This window comes from Actinomadura rubteroloni (assembly GCF_002911665.1).
Classification (GTDB): domain Bacteria; phylum Actinomycetota; class Actinomycetes; order Streptosporangiales; family Streptosporangiaceae; genus Spirillospora; species Spirillospora rubteroloni.
In genome coordinates, this window is the sequence record NZ_MTBP01000002.1 from 607546 (window position 1) to 623555 (window position 16010).

Sequence of the window (16010 nt, forward strand, 5' to 3'; positions counted from 1 at the left end):
GATGTCAGGGGGTGTTGCCCGTCCAGATGGTTCGGGCGGTGAAGGCGCCGCGTTCGGCGGTCTTGGCGGTGCGAAGTTCTTCTAGGCGGGCCGGGGTGAGGCCGTGGGCGGCGGCGAGCGCGTGGACGACCTCCAGGACGTCCGCGAGTTCGCCGGGCAGGTCCGCATCGTCGGCCTCCTCGCGCAGCTTGTCGCGCAGCCTCCGCTCGTGTTCCGCCGCATCCGTGACGGGCTCGGCGCCGGATGCTCGGATGATCTCCGGGACGCGGTCGCGGACCAGTTCGCCGTCCGCCGTCAGGACGCGCGGGTGTAGCGGACGTCGAAGTCCTTGGTCCAAGACGTGCCGTCGGGCGAGCCCTCCCAGGCGCCCGAGATCGTGCGGCCGTCCGCGTCGAACACGGCGGAGAAGCGCTGGTTGAAGCCGGCGGCGTCCCGGCTCATGGTCCAGACGCCGTCGCGCACGTCGAACCGGTAGACGCGGAACACGTCGCGCGCGTCGGCGTAGAGCATCGTGAACGCGTCGGCCGTGTCGTCCAGGCCGATCAGGGACGTCACCGGCAGCGGCGAGCGCGCCGCCCAGTCCGGGTCGAACGCCTCGGCTTCCTCGGTGTGCTGGCGCAGGAACGCGCCGTCCTCGGTCCACGCGAAGTGCGTGCGGGCGACGCCCATCGACCGGCCACCGACGACGGCCTCCATCCGCCACTCGCCCAGCAGAATCTCCAGGCGCCCGAACGCGGGGTGTCCCATGACGGCTCCTTTCGTCCGACAAGATCGTGGCACGGCGTCCGGCCCCGGCCAATCGGCCGCCCCGGACGCGCGGTGTTCCTAGGGTCTGGGCATGGAAGGCAACACGTTCGACGGCGTCGCGATCGGGCCCGTCGTCCAGGCGCGGGACGTCACGCTGCGGCTGCCGCCGACCGTCCCGGCGGGGCTCGGCGGCGTGCGGGCGCGCGGCGCGGAGTTCGTCGGACGCGCGGCCGTCCTCACCGAGGTGCTGGACCTGATCGACCCCCGGGGCGGCGGCGCGGGCGTCGTGCGCGTGTCCGCGGTCGCCGGGATGGGCGGGGTCGGCAAGACCGAGCTGGCGGTGCAGGCCGCGCACGCGGCGACCGAGCGCGGCTGGTTCCCCGGCGGCGTCCTGATGATCGACCTGCACGGCTACGACCCGCGGCAGCGGCTGGACGAGGCGCGGGCGCTGGCGAGCCTGCTGCGCGCCCTCGGCGTCCCCGACGAGCACATCCCGCCGGGCGACGACGACAAGGAGCGGCTGTACCGGACGGTCCTCGGCGCGTACGCCGAGCGCGGCCGGCCCGTCCTCGTCGTCCTGGACAACGCCGCGCCCGCCACGCCGGTCGACCGGCTGCTGCCCGGCCGGGGCCCGGTGCTGGTGACGTCCCGGCACGCGCTGGCCGAACTGCCCGGACGGCTGCTGGACCTGGACGTCCTCGGCGACGACGACGGCGTCGAACTGCTCCGCCGTCTCGTCGCGCTGCGGCGCGGCCCCGCCGACACGCGCGTCGCCGACCACCCGGACGACGCGCGGCGGATCGCGGGCCGGTGCGGCGGGCTGCCGCTCGCGCTGGAGATCGTGGCGGCGCTGCTGGCGGCGCGTCCGGCCAAGCCGCTCGCCGAGATGGCCGCGCAGTTGGAGGCCGAGCACACGCGGCTCAACGAGCTGGAGTACCGGCGGCGGGCCGTGCGCGCGGCGTTCGACCTGTCCTACCGGGCCCTGCCTGACGGTCAGCGGCGCCTGTTCCGCCTGCTCGCGGTGAACCGGGGGCCGCGCGTGTCCACGGCGGCGGCGGCCGTGCTCGCCGGGACGGACGAGCGCTCCGCCCGCCGCGACCTGGAGGAACTCGCCGAGGCGCACCTGATCGAGCCGTGGACGGCGCCCGGCTGGTGGCGGATGCACGACCTCGTCCGGCTCTACGCCGCCGAGACGGCCGGACCGCACCGCGCCGAGGACGGCGCGGCCGGCGCCTGGGACCGCCTCCTCGACCACTACCTCGCGACCACCGAGAAGGCGCTCGCCCACGTCAACCCGCTCGCCGCCGACGACCCGGGCGCGCGGGGCTTCGCGTCCCGGGCGGAGGCGTTCGCGTGGCTGGACGCCGAGCTGCCGAACCTGTCGGCCGCCGCGTTCGCCGCGTCCGCGCGCAAGCCGTCCTTCACGCTGCTGCTGTCGCTGAACCTGGCCCGCTACCTGGAGCGGCGCAGGCTCCTCGCCGAGTGGGAGACGCTGGCGGTGCTGGCGCGCGACACGGCCGAGCGGGTCGGCGACCGGCACCACGAGACGGTGGCGGCCAACAGCGTCGGGCTCGTCCTGGACGCGACCGGACGGTCCGGCGAGGCCGTCGCCGCGTTCCGCCGCTCGGCCGACCTCGCCCGGACGCGCGGCGACGACCTCGGCGTGCGGACGGCGCTCAGCAACCTCGGCGGCGCCCTGCTGCGGCTCGAACGCGTGGACGAGGCCATCGCCGTGTGCCGCGAGACCGTCCGGCTGTGCCGCGCCGCCGGCGACCGGCAGGGCCACGCGCTCGCGCTCGGCAACCTCGGGGCCGCGCTGGACCGGACGGGACGGCCGGACGAAGCGGTCGCCGTCCACCGCAAGGCCGCCGCGCTGCACCGGCGGATCGGCGACCGGCACGGCGCGGGCGCGGCGCTGTCCAACCTCGGCGTCGCGCTCGGCAGGATCGAGCGGCACGCCGAGGCGATCCGCGCGTCCCAAGAGGCGGTCGCGGCGTACCGGGAGACCGGCGACCGGTACAGCGAGGGCGTCGCGCTGTCCAACCTGGCGCTCGCGCAGCGCGGGCGCGGCGACGAACCGGGCGCCGCGCTCTCCTACGCCGCCGCCGTCGAGGCCCTGCGCGACTCCGGGGACCGCGCCGCCGAGAGCACCGCCACCTACGAGTGGGGGCGGGCGCTGTTCGCCGCCGGGGCCAAAGACGAGGCGCTGACCGTCCTGGACCGGGCCGCCGCGCTGCACCGGGACGCCGGCGACCGGCACGGCGAGGCGTCCGCGCTGCACGCCGCCGGCCTGTGCCTGGCCGACGTGGGACGCCTGCCGGACGCGTGCGCGGCGCTCGCCCGGGCCGTCGACGGGTTCACCGGCCTGGACGACGAACTCCGCGAGCACGCCGCGAAGTCGCTGGACATCATCCGGCAGTTGCTCGCGCTGGAGGACGACCCCGGACGTTTGGACGGCGGCGCCGCCGGTTAGGCGACGTCCGTGAACGACGCGACGCGGGCCGCCGTGCTCGGCGCGGGGTCGTGGGGGACGGCGTTCTCCCTGCTCCTCGCCGAGGCGGGCTGCGCGGTGACCCTGTGCGGGCGGCGCGCGGAGATCGTCACGGCGATCAACGAGCGACGCGAGAACCCCGTGTACCTGCCGGGCGTCGCGCTGCCGGACGGGATCACCGCGACGACCGACCCGGCGCGGGCGCTGGACGGGGCCGCGCTCGTCGCGCTGGCCGTCCCGGCGCAGACACTGCGCGGCAACCTCGCCGACTGGGCGCCGCTGCTGCCTGCGGACGCCGTGCTGATCAGCCTGATGAAGGGCATCGAGCGCGGCACCGGACGGCGCATGTCCGAGGTGATCGGCGAGGTGACGGGCGCGCCGCCGGGACGGATCGCCGTCGTGTCCGGCCCGAACCTCGCCCCCGAGGTCGCGCGCGGGGAGCCGGGCGCGGCCGTCGCGGCGTGCGCGGACGCGGCGACGGCGCGGCGCGTGCAGGAGGCGTGCATGACGACGTCGTTCCGCGTCTACACGGTCGACGACGTCGTCGGCTGCGAGCTGGGCGGCGCGGTCAAGAACGTCATCGCGCTGTGCGTGGGCGCGACCGTCGGCCTCGGCCTCGGACACAACACCCAGGCGATGCTGATGACGCGCGGCCTCGCCGAGATGGCGCGGCTCGGCGCGGCGCTCGGGGCGGCCGAGCACACGTTCGCGGGCCTCGCGGGCCTCGGGGACCTGGTCGCGTCGTGCGTGTCGCCGCTCGGCCGCAACCGCACGTTCGGCGAGAACCTCGGGCGCGGGATGAGCGTGGACGAGGTCGTCGCGGTGACCCGGCAGACCGCCGAGGGCGTGACGTCGGCGGGCTCGGTCCTGGCGCTGGCGCGCGAGCACGACGTGGAGATGCCGATCACCGAGACGGTCGCGGCGGTGGTGAACGAGGACCTGGACGTGCGCGAAGCAGCGGCGGCCCTGATGTCCCGCTCCCCCAAACCCGAGCGGTACGGCGTCTGACCTCACTCCGCATCCTTCGCCCAGGTGTGAAGGGCTTCGGCGCCGTCCGTTGCGTCGAGGTTCAGGGCCGCCTCGATCAGCGCCAGGTGCGTGAACGCCTGCGGGTAGTTGCCGAGCATCGTTCCGTCCCCCGTCATCTCCTCGGCGAACAGCCCGAGCGGACCGCCGCGCGGGCACAGGGCGGCGAAGCGGCGGCGCGCGTCGTCCGTCCGGCCCGCGAGGACGAGCGCCGACACCATGTCGAACGAGCAGAGCAGGAACGCGCCCTCCGGGCCGTCGAGGCCGTCGCCGGTGGCGCCCGGGTCGTAGCGGTGGATCAGCCGGCCGCCGCCCGCGAGGGGTTCGCCGAGGCGTTCGTCGATCCGGTCGAGGGTGGCGCGGACGCGCGGGTCGCGGCCGTCGAGGAACCCCAGCAGCGGCAGCCGCAGCAGGGACGCGTCCAGCTCCGGTTCGCCGTAGACCTGCGTGAACGCGCCGACGCCGGGGTGGTAGCCGTGGGTGAGCAGGCTCTCGCGGACGGCGTCGCGCTCGCTGCGCCACCGGTCCAGCGGCGGGCGTTCGTCGCCGAGCGCGGCGGCGAGCCGGACGCCCCGGTCCAGGCACACCCACGCGTACAGCTTCGAACTCGTCCAGTGCCGGAGCCGGGTCCGCACCTCCCAGATGCCGTGGTCGGGCTCGCGCCACCGGGCGCACGCGGCGTCCACGACGGCGAACAGCCCGGCGGCCTCGTCCGGGGTGAGGTCCCCGGCAACCTGCTGGTAGACGAGCGCCGCGTCCAGCACCTGCCCGTAGACGTCGAGCTGGACCTGATCGAACGCCTCGTTCCCGATCCGCACCGGACGGGACCCGGCGTACCCCTCCAGATGGTCGAGCGTCTCCTCGGCGACGCGCATCCCGCCGTCCAGCGTCAGCATGGGCCGCAGGTGGCCGTGCTCGGACGACCAGTTGCGCAGCAGGAACCGCAAGTACCGGCCCGCCTCCTCGGGATGGCCGAGCCGCAGGAGGACGAGCACGACGAGCGCCGCGTCCCGGTGCCAGACGTACCGGTAGTCCCAGTTGCGCTCCCCGCCGGGCCATTCGGGCAGCGACGCGGTGGGCGCCGCGAGCAGCGCCCCGCTCTCGCTGTCGAGCAGGCCGCGCAGGACGACCGCGCTGCGCCGAACGTGCTCGGCGCCGACGCCGTCGTACCCGGACCGGGACGACCACGCCTCCCAGGCGCCGAGCGTGGCGTCCAGCAGCGGCCCGGCGGGGGCGCGGGCGAGCGCGGGATCGCCGTAGGCCAGCCGCAGTTCGGCGACGTCGCCCTCGTCCAGCACGACGTCCAGGCACGGTTCGCCGCGCAGGACCGGCGCGGGGTCACCGCCGAGCACCAGCCCCGACGCGCTCTCGGCCAGCGCGCCGTCCACGGCGGTCCAGCGCGGCGGCGTGCGCGCGTGGTCGGGCGTCGCGCACACTCGCGCCCGGATCCGCGCCGTGCCCTGCTCGCACGTCACCCGCCGGACGAGCACGCCGACCGGGACGATGCCGCGACCGTCCCCGGCCTCCGGAGCGCGGACGGCGAGGAAGTCGCGCGCGACGACCGTCCCGGACGGGCCCTCCCACCGGCTCTCCAGCACCAGCGACGTGCCGACGTACCGCCGCGACGGCTCCCCCGCGCCCTCGACCAGCAGCTCGAACGCCCCGCCGATCCGCCGGTCGAGGATCCGGTTGAACACCGCCGGGGCGTCGAACCGGGGCGCGCACCACCACTCGACGGCGCCGTCCGGGCCGAGCAGCGCGGCCGTGCGGCAGTCGGACAGGAACGCGTAGGCGCCGAGGGGCGGGGGGCTCATGACGCCAGCTCCGGCAGGACCCGCTCCCCGAACGCGTCGATGAACGCGCGCTGATCTCGTCCGACCTGGTGGATCATCACCTGGTCGAACCCGTGCGCGGCCTGCGCCGCGAGCCACGCCGCGTGGGCCGCGAGGTCCGCCGAGACGTGCACGTGCGGCCGCAGTTGCTCCGGGTCGATGAACTGCGCCGCCTCGGCGAACTGCTCGGGCAGCGGGATGTCCCAGCCGACCGTGCTCCCGAAGATCGCCTCGCGCCACTGGTCGTGCGCGTTGGCGAGGGCGGCGTCCTCGGCGTCGGCCCAGCTCACGTGCGCCTGGAGGGTCGCGGGGCCGCGCCCGCCCGCGTCCCGGTAGGCGCGCAGCGCGTCGGCGTGGGCGTCGCCGGGCTGGTTGACGGTGATGAACCCGTCCGCCCAGGACGCCGTCCACGCGGCCGTGCGGGGCGTGACCGCCGCGCCGACCAGGGCGGGCGGCGTCTCCGGCAGCGTCCACAGGCGCGCCCGGTCCACCCGGACGAGCCCGTGGTGCGAGACGGTCTCGCCGTCGAACAGGGCCCGGACGATCGCGACGCACTCGGCCAGCCGCCGTTCCCGCACGTCCTTCGCGGGCCACGGGTCCCCGGTGATGTGCTCGTTGAGCGCCTGCCCGGTGCCGAGCGCGACCCACAGCCGTCCCGGGTACATCTCGGCGAGCGTCGCGGCGGCCTGCGCGAACACGGCCGGGTGGTAGCGCTGGCCGGGGGCGGCGACCACGCCCATCGGGAACCGCGTCAGGGCGAGCGCCGACCCGAGCCACGCCCAGGCGTGCCCGGAATGTCCCTGCCGGGCGCTCCACGGCGCGAAGTGGTCCGAGCACATCGCGGCCGTGAAGCCCGCCTGCTCGGCGGCGCGCACGGCGTCGAGCAGCTCCCCCGGGCCGAACTGCTCGTGCGAGGCGTGGAACCCGTAGCCGGTCACGGCGGCACCCCCGTCGCTCGAAGTGATCTTTCAGTCACTCCAAGCTACCGGCCGCCTCCGACATTCTCGTCGGCCGCCCCGAGGACCCGGTAGCCGACGCCCGGCGTCGTCCTGACCACCGGGGGCTCGCCGAGCTTGCGGCGCAGGCGGCCGACGGTCACCGTGACCGTGTTGGTGAACGGGTCGGCGTTCTCGTCCCAGACCTGTTCGAGCAGGTCCTCGGTGCTGAGGAAGGCCGGGCTCGCGCGCAGCAGGGCCTCCAGGACCGCGAACTCCTTGACCGAAAGATCGAGGTGCCGCCCGTCGCGGGTCGCGAGGCGCCGCAGCGGGTCCAGCTCGATCCCGGCCGCGCGCAGCGTGCGGGACCGCGCGGACGGCTGGCGCCGCGCCAGCGACCGGACGCGCAGCACCAGCTCCGGGAAGTGGAACGGCTTGGTGAGGTAGTCGTCGGCTCCGAGGCCGAGCCCGCTCACCCGGTCTCCCGGCGACGCCGCCGCCGTCAGCATCAGCACCATGACGCGCTCATGTCGTTCGGTGATGATCCGGCAGAGGGCGTCGCCGTGGATACCGGGCAGGTCCCGGTCCAGGACGACGACGTCGTAGGCGTTGACGTCCAGTTTCACGGCGGCGTCCAACCCGTCGTGCGCGACGTCCACGGCCATGCCCTGGTCGCGCAGGCCCTCGGCCACGACGTCGGCGAGCGTCCGCGCGTCCTCGACCACGAGCACCCTCACGCCGGCGTCCCGGCGGGCAGCGCGACCTCGGCCCGGAGCCCGCCGCCGGGCCGGGCGCGCAGCTCCAGCGCGCCGCCGTGCGCGGCGGCGACGGCGCGGACGATCGACAGCCCGAGCCCGCTGCCCGCCCCGATCCGGTCCCCGCCGAGGCGGCGGAAGGGACGGCCCAGCTCGGCGACCCGCGCGGGGTCCAGCTCCCGTCCGCCAGTCTCCACCACAAGGACGGCCTTCGTTGCGTCGCCGCTCACAGCGACCCGCATCCAACCGCCCGGGTCGTTGTGCCGGATGCCGTTGTCGATGAGGTTGTCGGCCATGCGCAGCAGGAGCGTGCGGTTGCCCCGGACGCGCACGTCGTCGCCCGTGGCCTGAACGTCCAACCCTCGTGCCGCGATTTCGTCCGCGCGGGCATCGAGGGCGCTGGACACGACCCGCCCCAGTACGACGGCCGTCCGTTCCGGCAGGTCGCCGTTCTGCGCGCGGGCCAGCATGAGCAGCCCTTCGAGCAGCCGGTCCATCTGGTCGAGTTCGGTGCGCAGCCGGTCGGCGAGGGCGACGGTCTGGGGAACCCGGCCCGGCTTCGCGGCGGCGACGTCCAGCGAGGCCCGCATCGTCGCCAGCGGGGTCCGCAGCTCGTGGGACGCGTTGGCGACGAACCGGCGCTCGGCCGCGAACGCCCCCTCCAGCCGGTGCAGCAGCGCGTCGATCGTGTCGGCGAGGCCCTTCACCTCGTCGTCGGGACCGCGCACGGCGAGCCGTTCGTGCAGGTTGTCGGCCGAGATGCGGCGGGTCGCGGCCGTCATCGCGCGCAGCGGGCGCAGGACGCGGCCCGCGACGAACCGGCCGAGCACGAGCGACGCCAGCGCCATCACGGCCAGCGCGACCACCGATCCGACGACGAGCCGCCGGGCGGTGTCGGCCTCCTGCGCGTTGAGCTGGGCCTGCAACGTGGCGATCCGCGCCTGCGCCTCGGCGAGCCGGACGGTCGGCACGGACGCTGAACCGTCCGGCGCCGTCCGTACGGCGGCGGATCGGTTCGACGCCACCACGTTCGCTATCAGCAGCAGCACCGCCGCCGAGCCGAGGAACACGGCGCTGTAGAGCGCGGTGAAACGCTGCCTGACCGTACGCATGCCGTCCAGAATGCACCGATGCGCCTAACAGCGGTGTGACGGCCGTCGTTCGGCCCGCGTTACGACCACGGCGCGAACCTCTCCGGCATGAACGACGCGACCATCGAGGTCACCGATCTGCGCAAGCGCTACGGGCGCACCCTCGCGCTGGACGGCATGACCTTCGCCGTGACCCCCGGACGGGTCACCGGCTTCGTCGGCCCGAACGGGGCCGGGAAATCCACGACACTGCGCGCGATCCTCGGACTGGACACCGTGGACGCCGGGACGGCCCTGATCGGTGGGCGGCCGTACCGAAGCCTGCCGCGTCCGCTGACGCACGTCGGTGCGCTGCTGGACGCCGGGGCCCTCCAGCCGGGCCGCCGCGCCCGCGACCACCTGCTGTGGCTCGCGCACTCGCAGGGCCTCGGCGCCCGCCGGGTGGACGAGGTCCTGGCGCTCGCCGGGTTGACCGAGGCGGCGCGGCGCCGGGCGGGCGGCTACTCGCTCGGCATGCGCCAGCGCCTCGGGATCGCCGCCGCGCTGCTCGGCGATCCGCGCGCCGTCCTGCTGGACGAGCCCTTCAACGGCCTGGACCCCGAAGGCTTCGTCTGGATCCGGGGACTGCTCGAGACGCTGGCCGCCGAGGGCCGCGCGGTGCTGGTGTCCACGCACCTCATGGGCGAGTTGCAGGGGATCGCCCGGCATGTGGTGGTCGTCGGGCGCGGCCGGGTCCTCGCCGACGCGGACGTCGCGGACCTTCTCGCGACCGCCGGCGGCGGACGGGTCCTCGTGCGCACCACGGCGCCGGCGGACGCGGCGCACGCGCTGGAGCGCGCGGGGGCCGCCGTGACCGTCCGGGACGACGCGCTGTCGGCGGCGGGCCTCGCGGCGGAACGCGTCGTGGCGGTGCTCGGCGCGGAGCGCGTCCCGTTCTCCGAGGTCGCCGAGCACCGCGCGACGCTCGAAGAGGCGTACATGGCCCTCACCCGCGACGCCGTCGAGTACCGGGGGGCCGCGCTGTGACGGTCTTCGCCCGGCTCCTGCACGCGGAGTGGACGAAGTTCCGGACCGTCCGGGGCTGGGTCGCCGCCGTCCTGATCGCCTTCTTCGCGACCGTCCTGGTCGGGCTGCTCGGCACGGGCGGCACCAAACTGCCGCACGGCCCGGTGCCGCCGCTGCCGACCGGGCCGGGCGGGGAGGCGGTGAGCGACGCGTTCTTCTTCGTCCACCGGACGCTCAGTGGTGATGGAAGCCTCACCGTGCGTCTCGCCTCTCTCACCGGGGCGGACGGCGCGGGCGCCATGCCGTGGGCGAAAGGCGGCATCCTCGTGAAGGCGGGGACGCGGCCGGGGTCGTCCTACGCCGCCGTCCTGCTCACCGGCGCGCACGGGACGCGGATGCAGCACGACTTCACCCACGACCGGGCCGGTCGGCCCGGCTCCGGGCCGCGCTGGCTTCGGCTCGTCCGGACGGGCGCGCTCGTCACCGGGTCCGAGTCCGCCGACGGCGTGCGCTGGACGACGATCGGTACCGCGCGGGTTCGTTCGGGCGTCGTCGAAACGGGGATGTTCGCGACGTCCCCGGCGTCCTTCCGCACGAGCGGGCGTTCGGTGACCGAGAACCCGGCCGTCGCCACCGCCGTCTTCGACCATGTGGACGCGCGCGGGGCGTTCGGCGGCGCGTGGCGGGACGAGCAGCTCGGCGGCGACCCCTACGGCCCGGGGATGCGGGCCGAGATGCGGCCGGGGCTCCGGACGGCGGGCGGGACGTTCACCCTGACCGGCGCCGGGGACATCGCCCCGCTCGTGGGCGGCCCGGCGCTCGGCAACGCCTTCCCGGTCGAGGCGTTCCTCGTCGGCGCGTTCGCCGGGCTGATCGCGCTCGCCGTCCTCGGGGCGACGGCCATGACCGCCGAGTACCGGCGCGGCATGATCCGCACGACGCTCGCCGCGAGCCCGCATCCCGGCCGGGTGCTCGCGGCGAAGGCCGTCGTGCTCGGGGCGGTCGCGTTCACGGTCGGGACGGCCGCCGCGCTCGTCGCGGTCCGGGTCGGGGAGCACCGCGTCCGGGCCGACGGCTACGCGATCTTCACCGTGCCCGCGCTCACCGAGGTCCGGGCCGTCGCGGGCACCGGGCTGCTGCTGGCCGCCGCCGCGATCCTGGCGCTCGGCGCCGGGACGGTGCTGCGGCGCGGCGCGGTCGCGGTGACGGGCATCGTCGTCCTGATCGTCATCCCGTACATCCTCGCGATGAGCGCCGTGCTGCCGTCCGGGGCCGCGAACTGGGTTTTGCGGGTCAGCCCCGCTGCGGGGTTCGCGGTGCAGCAGACGCTTCCTCGCTACGGGCACGTGTGGAGCAACTACACACCCGCCGCCGGTTATTACCCGCTCGCCCCGTGGGTGGGGTTCGCGGTGCTCTGCGGGTGGGCGGCATTGGCGTTCGGGTCGGCGGTCATTCTGCTGCGCCGGAGGGACGCGTGAGGCGGGCCGTGCACGCGGAATGGACGAAACTCCGCACCGGCGGCGGGGTCCTGCTCGCCCCGGTCGTGCTGGTCGTCGTGATCGTCGGCCTCGGCGCGGTCGCCGCCGGGGCGGCGAAGGCGGGCGCCGACCCGGGCCGGACGGCCCTCGCCGGCCTCGACCTCGGACCGGCCGTCATCGCGGTCCTCGCGGCCCTGCCGGTCGGCGCCGAGTACGCGACCGGCATGATCCGCACGACGTTCGCCGCGACGCCGCGCCGGGGCGCCGTGCTCGCCGCCAAGGCCGTCGTGCTCGGCGGGCCGGTCGCTTTGGCCGGGACCGTCGCGGCGGCGGGCGCCCTGCTGGCCGGACGGTGGCTCGGCCTCGACCTCGCCCTCTCCGGCGCGGTGCTGCGCGCGGCGGCCGGCTCGGTGCTCTTTCTCGTGCTGGTCGCGCTGCTCGCGCTCGGGGTCGCGTGCGCGGTCCGGGACGCGGCGGCGTCGTCGGGGCTCGTGCTCGGGCTGTTCTATCTGTCGCCGGTGCTCGTCCCGCTCGTCCGGGACCCGGCCTGGCGGCGGCATCTGGAACAGATCACGCCGATGAACGCGGGGCTCGCCGTACGGTCGCTGCACGTGGACGGCCTGGCGATCGGGCCGTGGAAGGGGCTCGCCGTCCTCGCCGCGTGGGCCGCCGCCGCGCTCGCCGTGGGGACCGTCGCGCTGCTCCGCCGGGACGCCTGACGCCCGGCGGGCCGTCCCGGGGGCGGCCCGCCGGACCGGCGATCGTCGTCGGCCGCGTTGTCGAGTTCGGCGCGCGGCAACGCCGCCGGGGAGCCGTCCCGGCGCCGGCGACAAAGGCGCGCGTGATCTCCGGGCCGGTGGCGCATAAGCGTGACCAGCGAATTCACCGACCGGTACTTCAACGCCGGCCGGTGATCGCGCCATGCGCACACGGCTCGATCACCGCCGGGCGGCAGCGTCCAATTCGGCGCGACCGGCCACGGGACGGCCGGTGGCCAATCTACCGGCCGACCCTAATGGGCGTTTTCGTACTGCTCGATCACGGTCGCCGGGATACGGCCGCGGTCGTTGACCTGGAGGCCGCGCGACCTGGCCCACTCCCGGATCTCGGCGGACCGGTCACGGTTCGACTGCGTCCGCGCAGGCCGCACACCCTGGGCGTTCTTCGGACGCGCCCGGCGCGCGTGCCGGACGAACGGCTCCAGGATGTCGCGGAGTTCGGTGGCGTGCTTGTCGCTCAGGTCAATTTCGTACAACGCGCCGTCCAGCCCGAAGCCGACGGTCTCGTCCGCCTCGCCTCCGTCGATGTCGTCAAGGAGGAGGACTTTGACCTTCTGTGCCATGCGGAAATCCTTCCAAGCGGGGTTTGATCGCAGCATAGACGGTACGCGCCGCGATGGCGACACATTCATTCACCTGGGGCTGTCACGAAAATCTCACCCCTGCAAGAGGCAAGTCCTCCCTTACGCGGCCCCGGCGACCGGAAAGGTTCGTGGACAACTCACCGGACCAATGAAAGCGTTCACACGGACGCCCGATTGAGCACGACCGAAGAGAACCGAAGCACCGGCATCGCACCACGGACCCCGCCCATGCCGCGCATGAGCTTCTCCGGGCGTTGCCGGGGCTACCCGCGCTCCCGGCCCGGCGGCAGGGCCGTACGCGGAATCCGCGGGCATCGGCCGCAGGTGAGCACGAGTGCACCGCCCCGGACCCGGCGTCTCGGGTCGCCGCTGCTTTCCTCCAGTTCCCCGGCGCGCAGGAAAATGGGCAGCGCCGCCGCGAAATCGTCGGCGTCGAGATAGACGCGGGCGGCGAATTCCGCTGCGGTCGCCTCGTCCTTCACCCGGCCGATCGCCCGCGCGGCTCCAGACGTTCGCGCAGAATGGCGTACGCAGGCACCGGCCGGATGACGCCGCCGACCTCTACTCGGACGACAGGTCAGGCCGCTCGTGGACGGTCGGGGCAGTCCGCTGCGCGAGCCCGGACGGACAGCGACCGCGCCCGGCGCCGCGCTGCTCGACCCGGCTGGCCGACCCTCGGCGCACTCCCACCCCGAGGCCCCCAGGTCGCGGTCATATGTCAAGCTATTGACATGGACAACGCGAGCGGATCCCGGCCGCTTGAGCAGCGGCCCGGCTATGTGCTGAAGATGGTCGACGCCGTGCTGCGCACGGCGCTCACCACGGCGCTGGCGCCCCACGACCTGACGGTGGCCCAGTACGCGTGCCTGGAGGTGGCGCTCCGCCACCCGGGCGCCTCGGCGGCCGAACTGGCTAGGCGCGCGTTCGTCAGCCGCCAGGCGATGCACCAGATCCTCACCGATCTGCGCAGCCGCGACCTGGTGCACGTCGCCGAGGTCCCCCACCGGGCACGGCCCGTCACGCTCACCGACGCCGGACGGCAGGCCGTACAAGCGGCGGCCGGCGACGTCCTGGCAGTCGAGGAACGGATGGTCGCGACCCTGACGGCCGGCCAACGCGCCCACCTCCTGAGCGCCCTCTACACCTGCGCCGAGTCCCTGACCGACGAGACTTGATGTCAAGGTCTTGACGTATCATCGTCCACGGGGCAATGTGTCGGGAGACACGCCGATCCCCGGCCGTCCCGCATCCACGACGGGCTGAGCAGGGGCTCCCCGAAGGAGGACGTCATCATGACCACCATCCAGAAGGACTCCGGACTCACCACGATGATCAACGTGTTCACCACGACCCCGGACAAGCAGCAGGCCCTGCTCGACGTCCTCCTGCGGGCCACCGAGGACCACATCGCCAAGATGCCCGGCTTCCACTCGGCCAACTTCCACGCCAGCGCCGACGGCCTGCGCGTCGTCAACTACGCCCAGTGGACGACTCCCGACGCCTGGAAGGCGATGCTGACCGACCCGCAGTGCCGCGTCCACATCGAGAAGGCCCGCGAACTGGCCGAACACGACGACCACCTCTACGAAGTCGTCGCCGTCCACGAAGCGGCGCGCTGACCCCGGACCCCTGCGGACGCCACGCCGGGCATGGACGCGGGCTGAACGAGGCCCGGGCGAACGGTCGCGCCGTGGGCCGGGTCAGTCGGTGCGCATTGCCGTTGCCAGGCGGGTGAGGGAGCGGCCGGCGGCCAGGAGAGGGGCGGGGTCGCGCAGGGCTCGGCTCAGGATGAAGGCGCCTTCCAAGGACGTCAGGATCGCGGTCGCCAGGTCGTGGGCGGCGTCGGGATCGGTGACGATTCGTCGGCACCAGGACGCCAGCGCGTCGAGCCAGGCGGTGAAGACGTCGGCCGTCGCGCGGCGCAGGGGATCGTTCGTGCTGGCGACCTCTAGGGCGATCGTCGCGATCGGGCACGCGTCGGCGTAGTCGGACGCGGCCAGGTCGTCGGCCGCCTGCGCGAACGCCGCGCCGAGCGCTTCGACCGGGTCATCGGGGCCGTTCTCCAGCAGGGCGAGCACCATCGCGCCGTAGGCGGCGCCGCCGGTACGGACGACGTCCTCGGCGAGGGCGTCCTTGCCGGGGAAGAAGTGGTAGATCGACCCGATGCGCGTCCGGGACTCGGCGGCGATCTGCTGGAGCCCGGTGGCGCTGTACCCCTGCCGCCGGAACAGCGTGCCGGCCGCCCTGGCGATGCGCTCGCGAGTGTCACCTTTGGACCCGGCCATGCCTCCACCTCTTCCCTCTGCGTGCCGATCATGGTAGTCCTGACTTGAACGATCGTTCAAGGGAGTGTGCGCATGCCCACCGTCCAGATCCCGGCGGGACCCATCGACTACACCGACACCGGCGGGCCCGGCCCGGTCGTCGTGCTGACCCACGGCTTCCCCATGAACCACCTGCAGTGGCGCAAGGTGATACCGCTGCTGCACGGCGTCCGCTGCATCGCGCCGACATTGCCGCTCGGCGGCCACCGCACGCCCATGCGGCCCGGCACCGACCTGTCGCAGGGAGGCCAGGCGAAGATCCTGGCGGACTTCCTGGACGCCCTGGACCTGCAAGATGTGACGCTCGTGATGAACGACTGGGGCGGCCCGCAGTTCGTCGTCGCGCTCGGCCGCGCCGACCGCGTCGGCCGGATGGTCTTCGTCGCGTGCGAGGCCTTCGACAACTTCCCGCCGCCGCAGGTGCGGCCCGCCGCCCTGCTGATCCGGGCGCCCGGCGGGACGTGGCTGCTCATGCAGCTCCTGCGCACGCCGCTGTTCCGGCACGGCCGAAGGACCTGGGGCGTCCTCAGCCGCACCCGCATCCCGGACGACGTCCTGGACGCCTGGTTCGAGCCCGCCCGCCGCAGCCGCGCCATCCGACGCGACCTGCGCGCCTTCGGCACCGGCGCCCCGCCGCGCCGCACGCTGCTGGCCTGGAGCGAGGCGCTGCGCACGTTCGACCGTCCGGCGCTGGTCGTGTGGGCAGAGCAGGACGGCATGATGCCGCGCGACCACGGCCGGCGCCTCGCCGAACTCCTCCCGCAGGGCCGCCTGATCGAGGTCGCCGACAGCGCGACGCTCATCCCCGAGGACCAGCCCGAACGCCTCGCGCAGATCCTCCAGGACTTTCTCGCCGAGACCGGCGCCCACCCCTGACCAGAACACCACGGTCCACGGCCGAGACACCGACCCCGCCGCCGATGAAGAGGGTCATCGACGTCCCAGGGCCGCCAGCCGGATCGC

General features: G+C 74.6%; 17 protein-coding genes. 8 read left to right on the forward strand and 9 right to left on the reverse strand.

Annotation, left to right across the window (positions count from 1 at the left end):
* Positions 1-4: 4 nt before the first annotated feature.
* Both BTM25_RS14285 and BTM25_RS14290 read right to left on the reverse strand, forming a co-directional pair.
* Complete coding sequence (locus BTM25_RS14285; protein ID WP_235828409.1) at positions 5-337, reverse strand: nucleoside triphosphate pyrophosphohydrolase; 333 nt, start codon at positions 335-337, stop codon at positions 5-7.
* Entirely contained in the window at positions 295-747 is a 453-nt protein-coding gene (locus tag BTM25_RS14290; RefSeq protein WP_103563397.1) for a hypothetical protein, read from the reverse strand. Before BTM25_RS14290 ends, BTM25_RS14285 begins: the two co-directional genes overlap by 43 nt.
* A 91-nt stretch (positions 748-838) precedes the next feature.
* On the opposite strand from BTM25_RS14290, the gene BTM25_RS14295 reads away from it, so the two are divergent.
* Together BTM25_RS14295 and BTM25_RS14300 are read left to right on the forward strand one after the other, a co-directional pair.
* Positions 839-3220, forward strand: coding sequence for an ATP-binding protein (locus tag BTM25_RS14295; RefSeq protein ID WP_103563398.1), 2382 nt, complete (start codon positions 839-841; stop codon positions 3218-3220).
* A 9-nt stretch (positions 3221-3229) separates the two neighbouring features.
* A complete protein-coding gene (locus tag BTM25_RS14300) occupies positions 3230-4246 on the forward strand; it encodes an NAD(P)H-dependent glycerol-3-phosphate dehydrogenase (protein ID WP_103563399.1) in 1017 nt (338 codons plus the stop codon).
* Between the two features lie 2 nt (positions 4247-4248).
* On the opposite strand, the gene BTM25_RS14305 is transcribed toward BTM25_RS14300, so the two are convergent.
* Genes BTM25_RS14305 through BTM25_RS14320 form a run of 4 tightly spaced genes read right to left on the reverse strand, consistent with a single transcriptional unit; the run spans position 4249 to position 8898 of the window.
* A complete protein-coding gene (locus BTM25_RS14305; protein WP_103563400.1) occupies positions 4249-6078 on the reverse strand; it encodes a glycoside hydrolase family 15 protein in 1830 nt (609 codons plus the stop codon).
* Positions 6075-7034 (reverse strand): TIGR03885 family FMN-dependent LLM class oxidoreductase, encoded by a 960-nt coding sequence (locus tag BTM25_RS14310; protein ID WP_103563401.1) that lies wholly within the window; start codon positions 7032-7034, stop codon positions 6075-6077. The genes BTM25_RS14305 and BTM25_RS14310 overlap by 4 nt, the downstream gene beginning before the upstream one ends.
* Positions 7035-7078: 44 nt before the next feature.
* A complete protein-coding gene (locus tag BTM25_RS14315; protein WP_205648116.1) occupies positions 7079-7768 on the reverse strand; it encodes a response regulator transcription factor in 690 nt (229 codons plus the stop codon).
* Positions 7765-8898, reverse strand: coding sequence for a sensor histidine kinase (locus BTM25_RS14320; RefSeq protein WP_103563402.1), 1134 nt, complete (start codon positions 8896-8898; stop codon positions 7765-7767). Before BTM25_RS14320 ends, BTM25_RS14315 begins: the two co-directional genes overlap by 4 nt.
* Positions 8899-8985: 87 nt before the next feature.
* Between BTM25_RS14320 and BTM25_RS14325 the strand changes: the two genes are divergently transcribed.
* From BTM25_RS14325 to BTM25_RS14335, 3 genes are read left to right on the forward strand one after another with little or no spacing between them, the layout of a single operon-like run.
* Positions 8986-9903: an ABC transporter ATP-binding protein gene (locus tag BTM25_RS14325; RefSeq protein WP_103563403.1), complete on the forward strand. Its 918-nt coding sequence runs from the start codon at positions 8986-8988 to the stop codon at positions 9901-9903.
* Positions 9900-11360 carry a DUF1349 domain-containing protein gene (locus tag BTM25_RS14330; RefSeq protein ID WP_103563404.1) on the forward strand — a complete coding sequence of 487 codons (1461 nt, stop codon included), beginning with the start codon at positions 9900-9902 and terminating at the stop codon, positions 11358-11360. The genes BTM25_RS14325 and BTM25_RS14330 overlap by 4 nt, the downstream gene beginning before the upstream one ends.
* Positions 11357-12079 (forward strand): ABC transporter permease subunit, encoded by a 723-nt coding sequence (locus tag BTM25_RS14335; RefSeq protein WP_103563405.1) that lies wholly within the window; start codon positions 11357-11359, stop codon positions 12077-12079. Before BTM25_RS14330 ends, BTM25_RS14335 begins: the two co-directional genes overlap by 4 nt.
* 293 nt (positions 12080-12372) lie before the next feature.
* Here BTM25_RS14335 and BTM25_RS14340 read toward each other — a convergent pair whose 3' ends face one another.
* Positions 12373-12702 carry a histone-like nucleoid-structuring protein Lsr2 gene (locus tag BTM25_RS14340; RefSeq protein WP_103563406.1) on the reverse strand — a complete coding sequence of 110 codons (330 nt, stop codon included), beginning with the start codon at positions 12700-12702 and terminating at the stop codon, positions 12373-12375.
* Positions 12703-12986: 284 nt separating this feature from the next.
* Positions 12987-13205, reverse strand: a complete 219-nt coding sequence (locus BTM25_RS14345; protein WP_103563407.1) for a hypothetical protein — start codon at positions 13203-13205, stop codon at positions 12987-12989.
* A gap of 249 nt (positions 13206-13454) precedes the next feature.
* Here BTM25_RS14345 and BTM25_RS14350 point away from each other — a divergent pair, with 249 nt between their 5' ends.
* Positions 13455-13898, forward strand: coding sequence for a MarR family winged helix-turn-helix transcriptional regulator (locus BTM25_RS14350; protein WP_103563408.1), 444 nt, complete (start codon positions 13455-13457; stop codon positions 13896-13898).
* A gap of 117 nt (positions 13899-14015) precedes the next feature.
* Positions 14016-14342, forward strand: a complete 327-nt coding sequence (locus BTM25_RS14355) for an antibiotic biosynthesis monooxygenase family protein (RefSeq protein ID WP_103563409.1) — start codon at positions 14016-14018, stop codon at positions 14340-14342.
* A gap of 81 nt (positions 14343-14423) precedes the next feature.
* On the opposite strand, the gene BTM25_RS14360 is transcribed toward BTM25_RS14355, so the two are convergent.
* Positions 14424-15008: a TetR/AcrR family transcriptional regulator gene (locus BTM25_RS14360; RefSeq protein ID WP_103563410.1), complete on the reverse strand. Its 585-nt coding sequence runs from the start codon at positions 15006-15008 to the stop codon at positions 14424-14426.
* 72 nt (positions 15009-15080) lie between these two features.
* Between BTM25_RS14360 and BTM25_RS14365 the strand changes: the two genes are divergently transcribed.
* Entirely contained in the window at positions 15081-15923 is an 843-nt protein-coding gene (locus BTM25_RS14365; protein WP_103563411.1) for an alpha/beta fold hydrolase, read from the forward strand.
* The last annotated feature ends 87 nt before the right edge of the window (positions 15924-16010 follow it).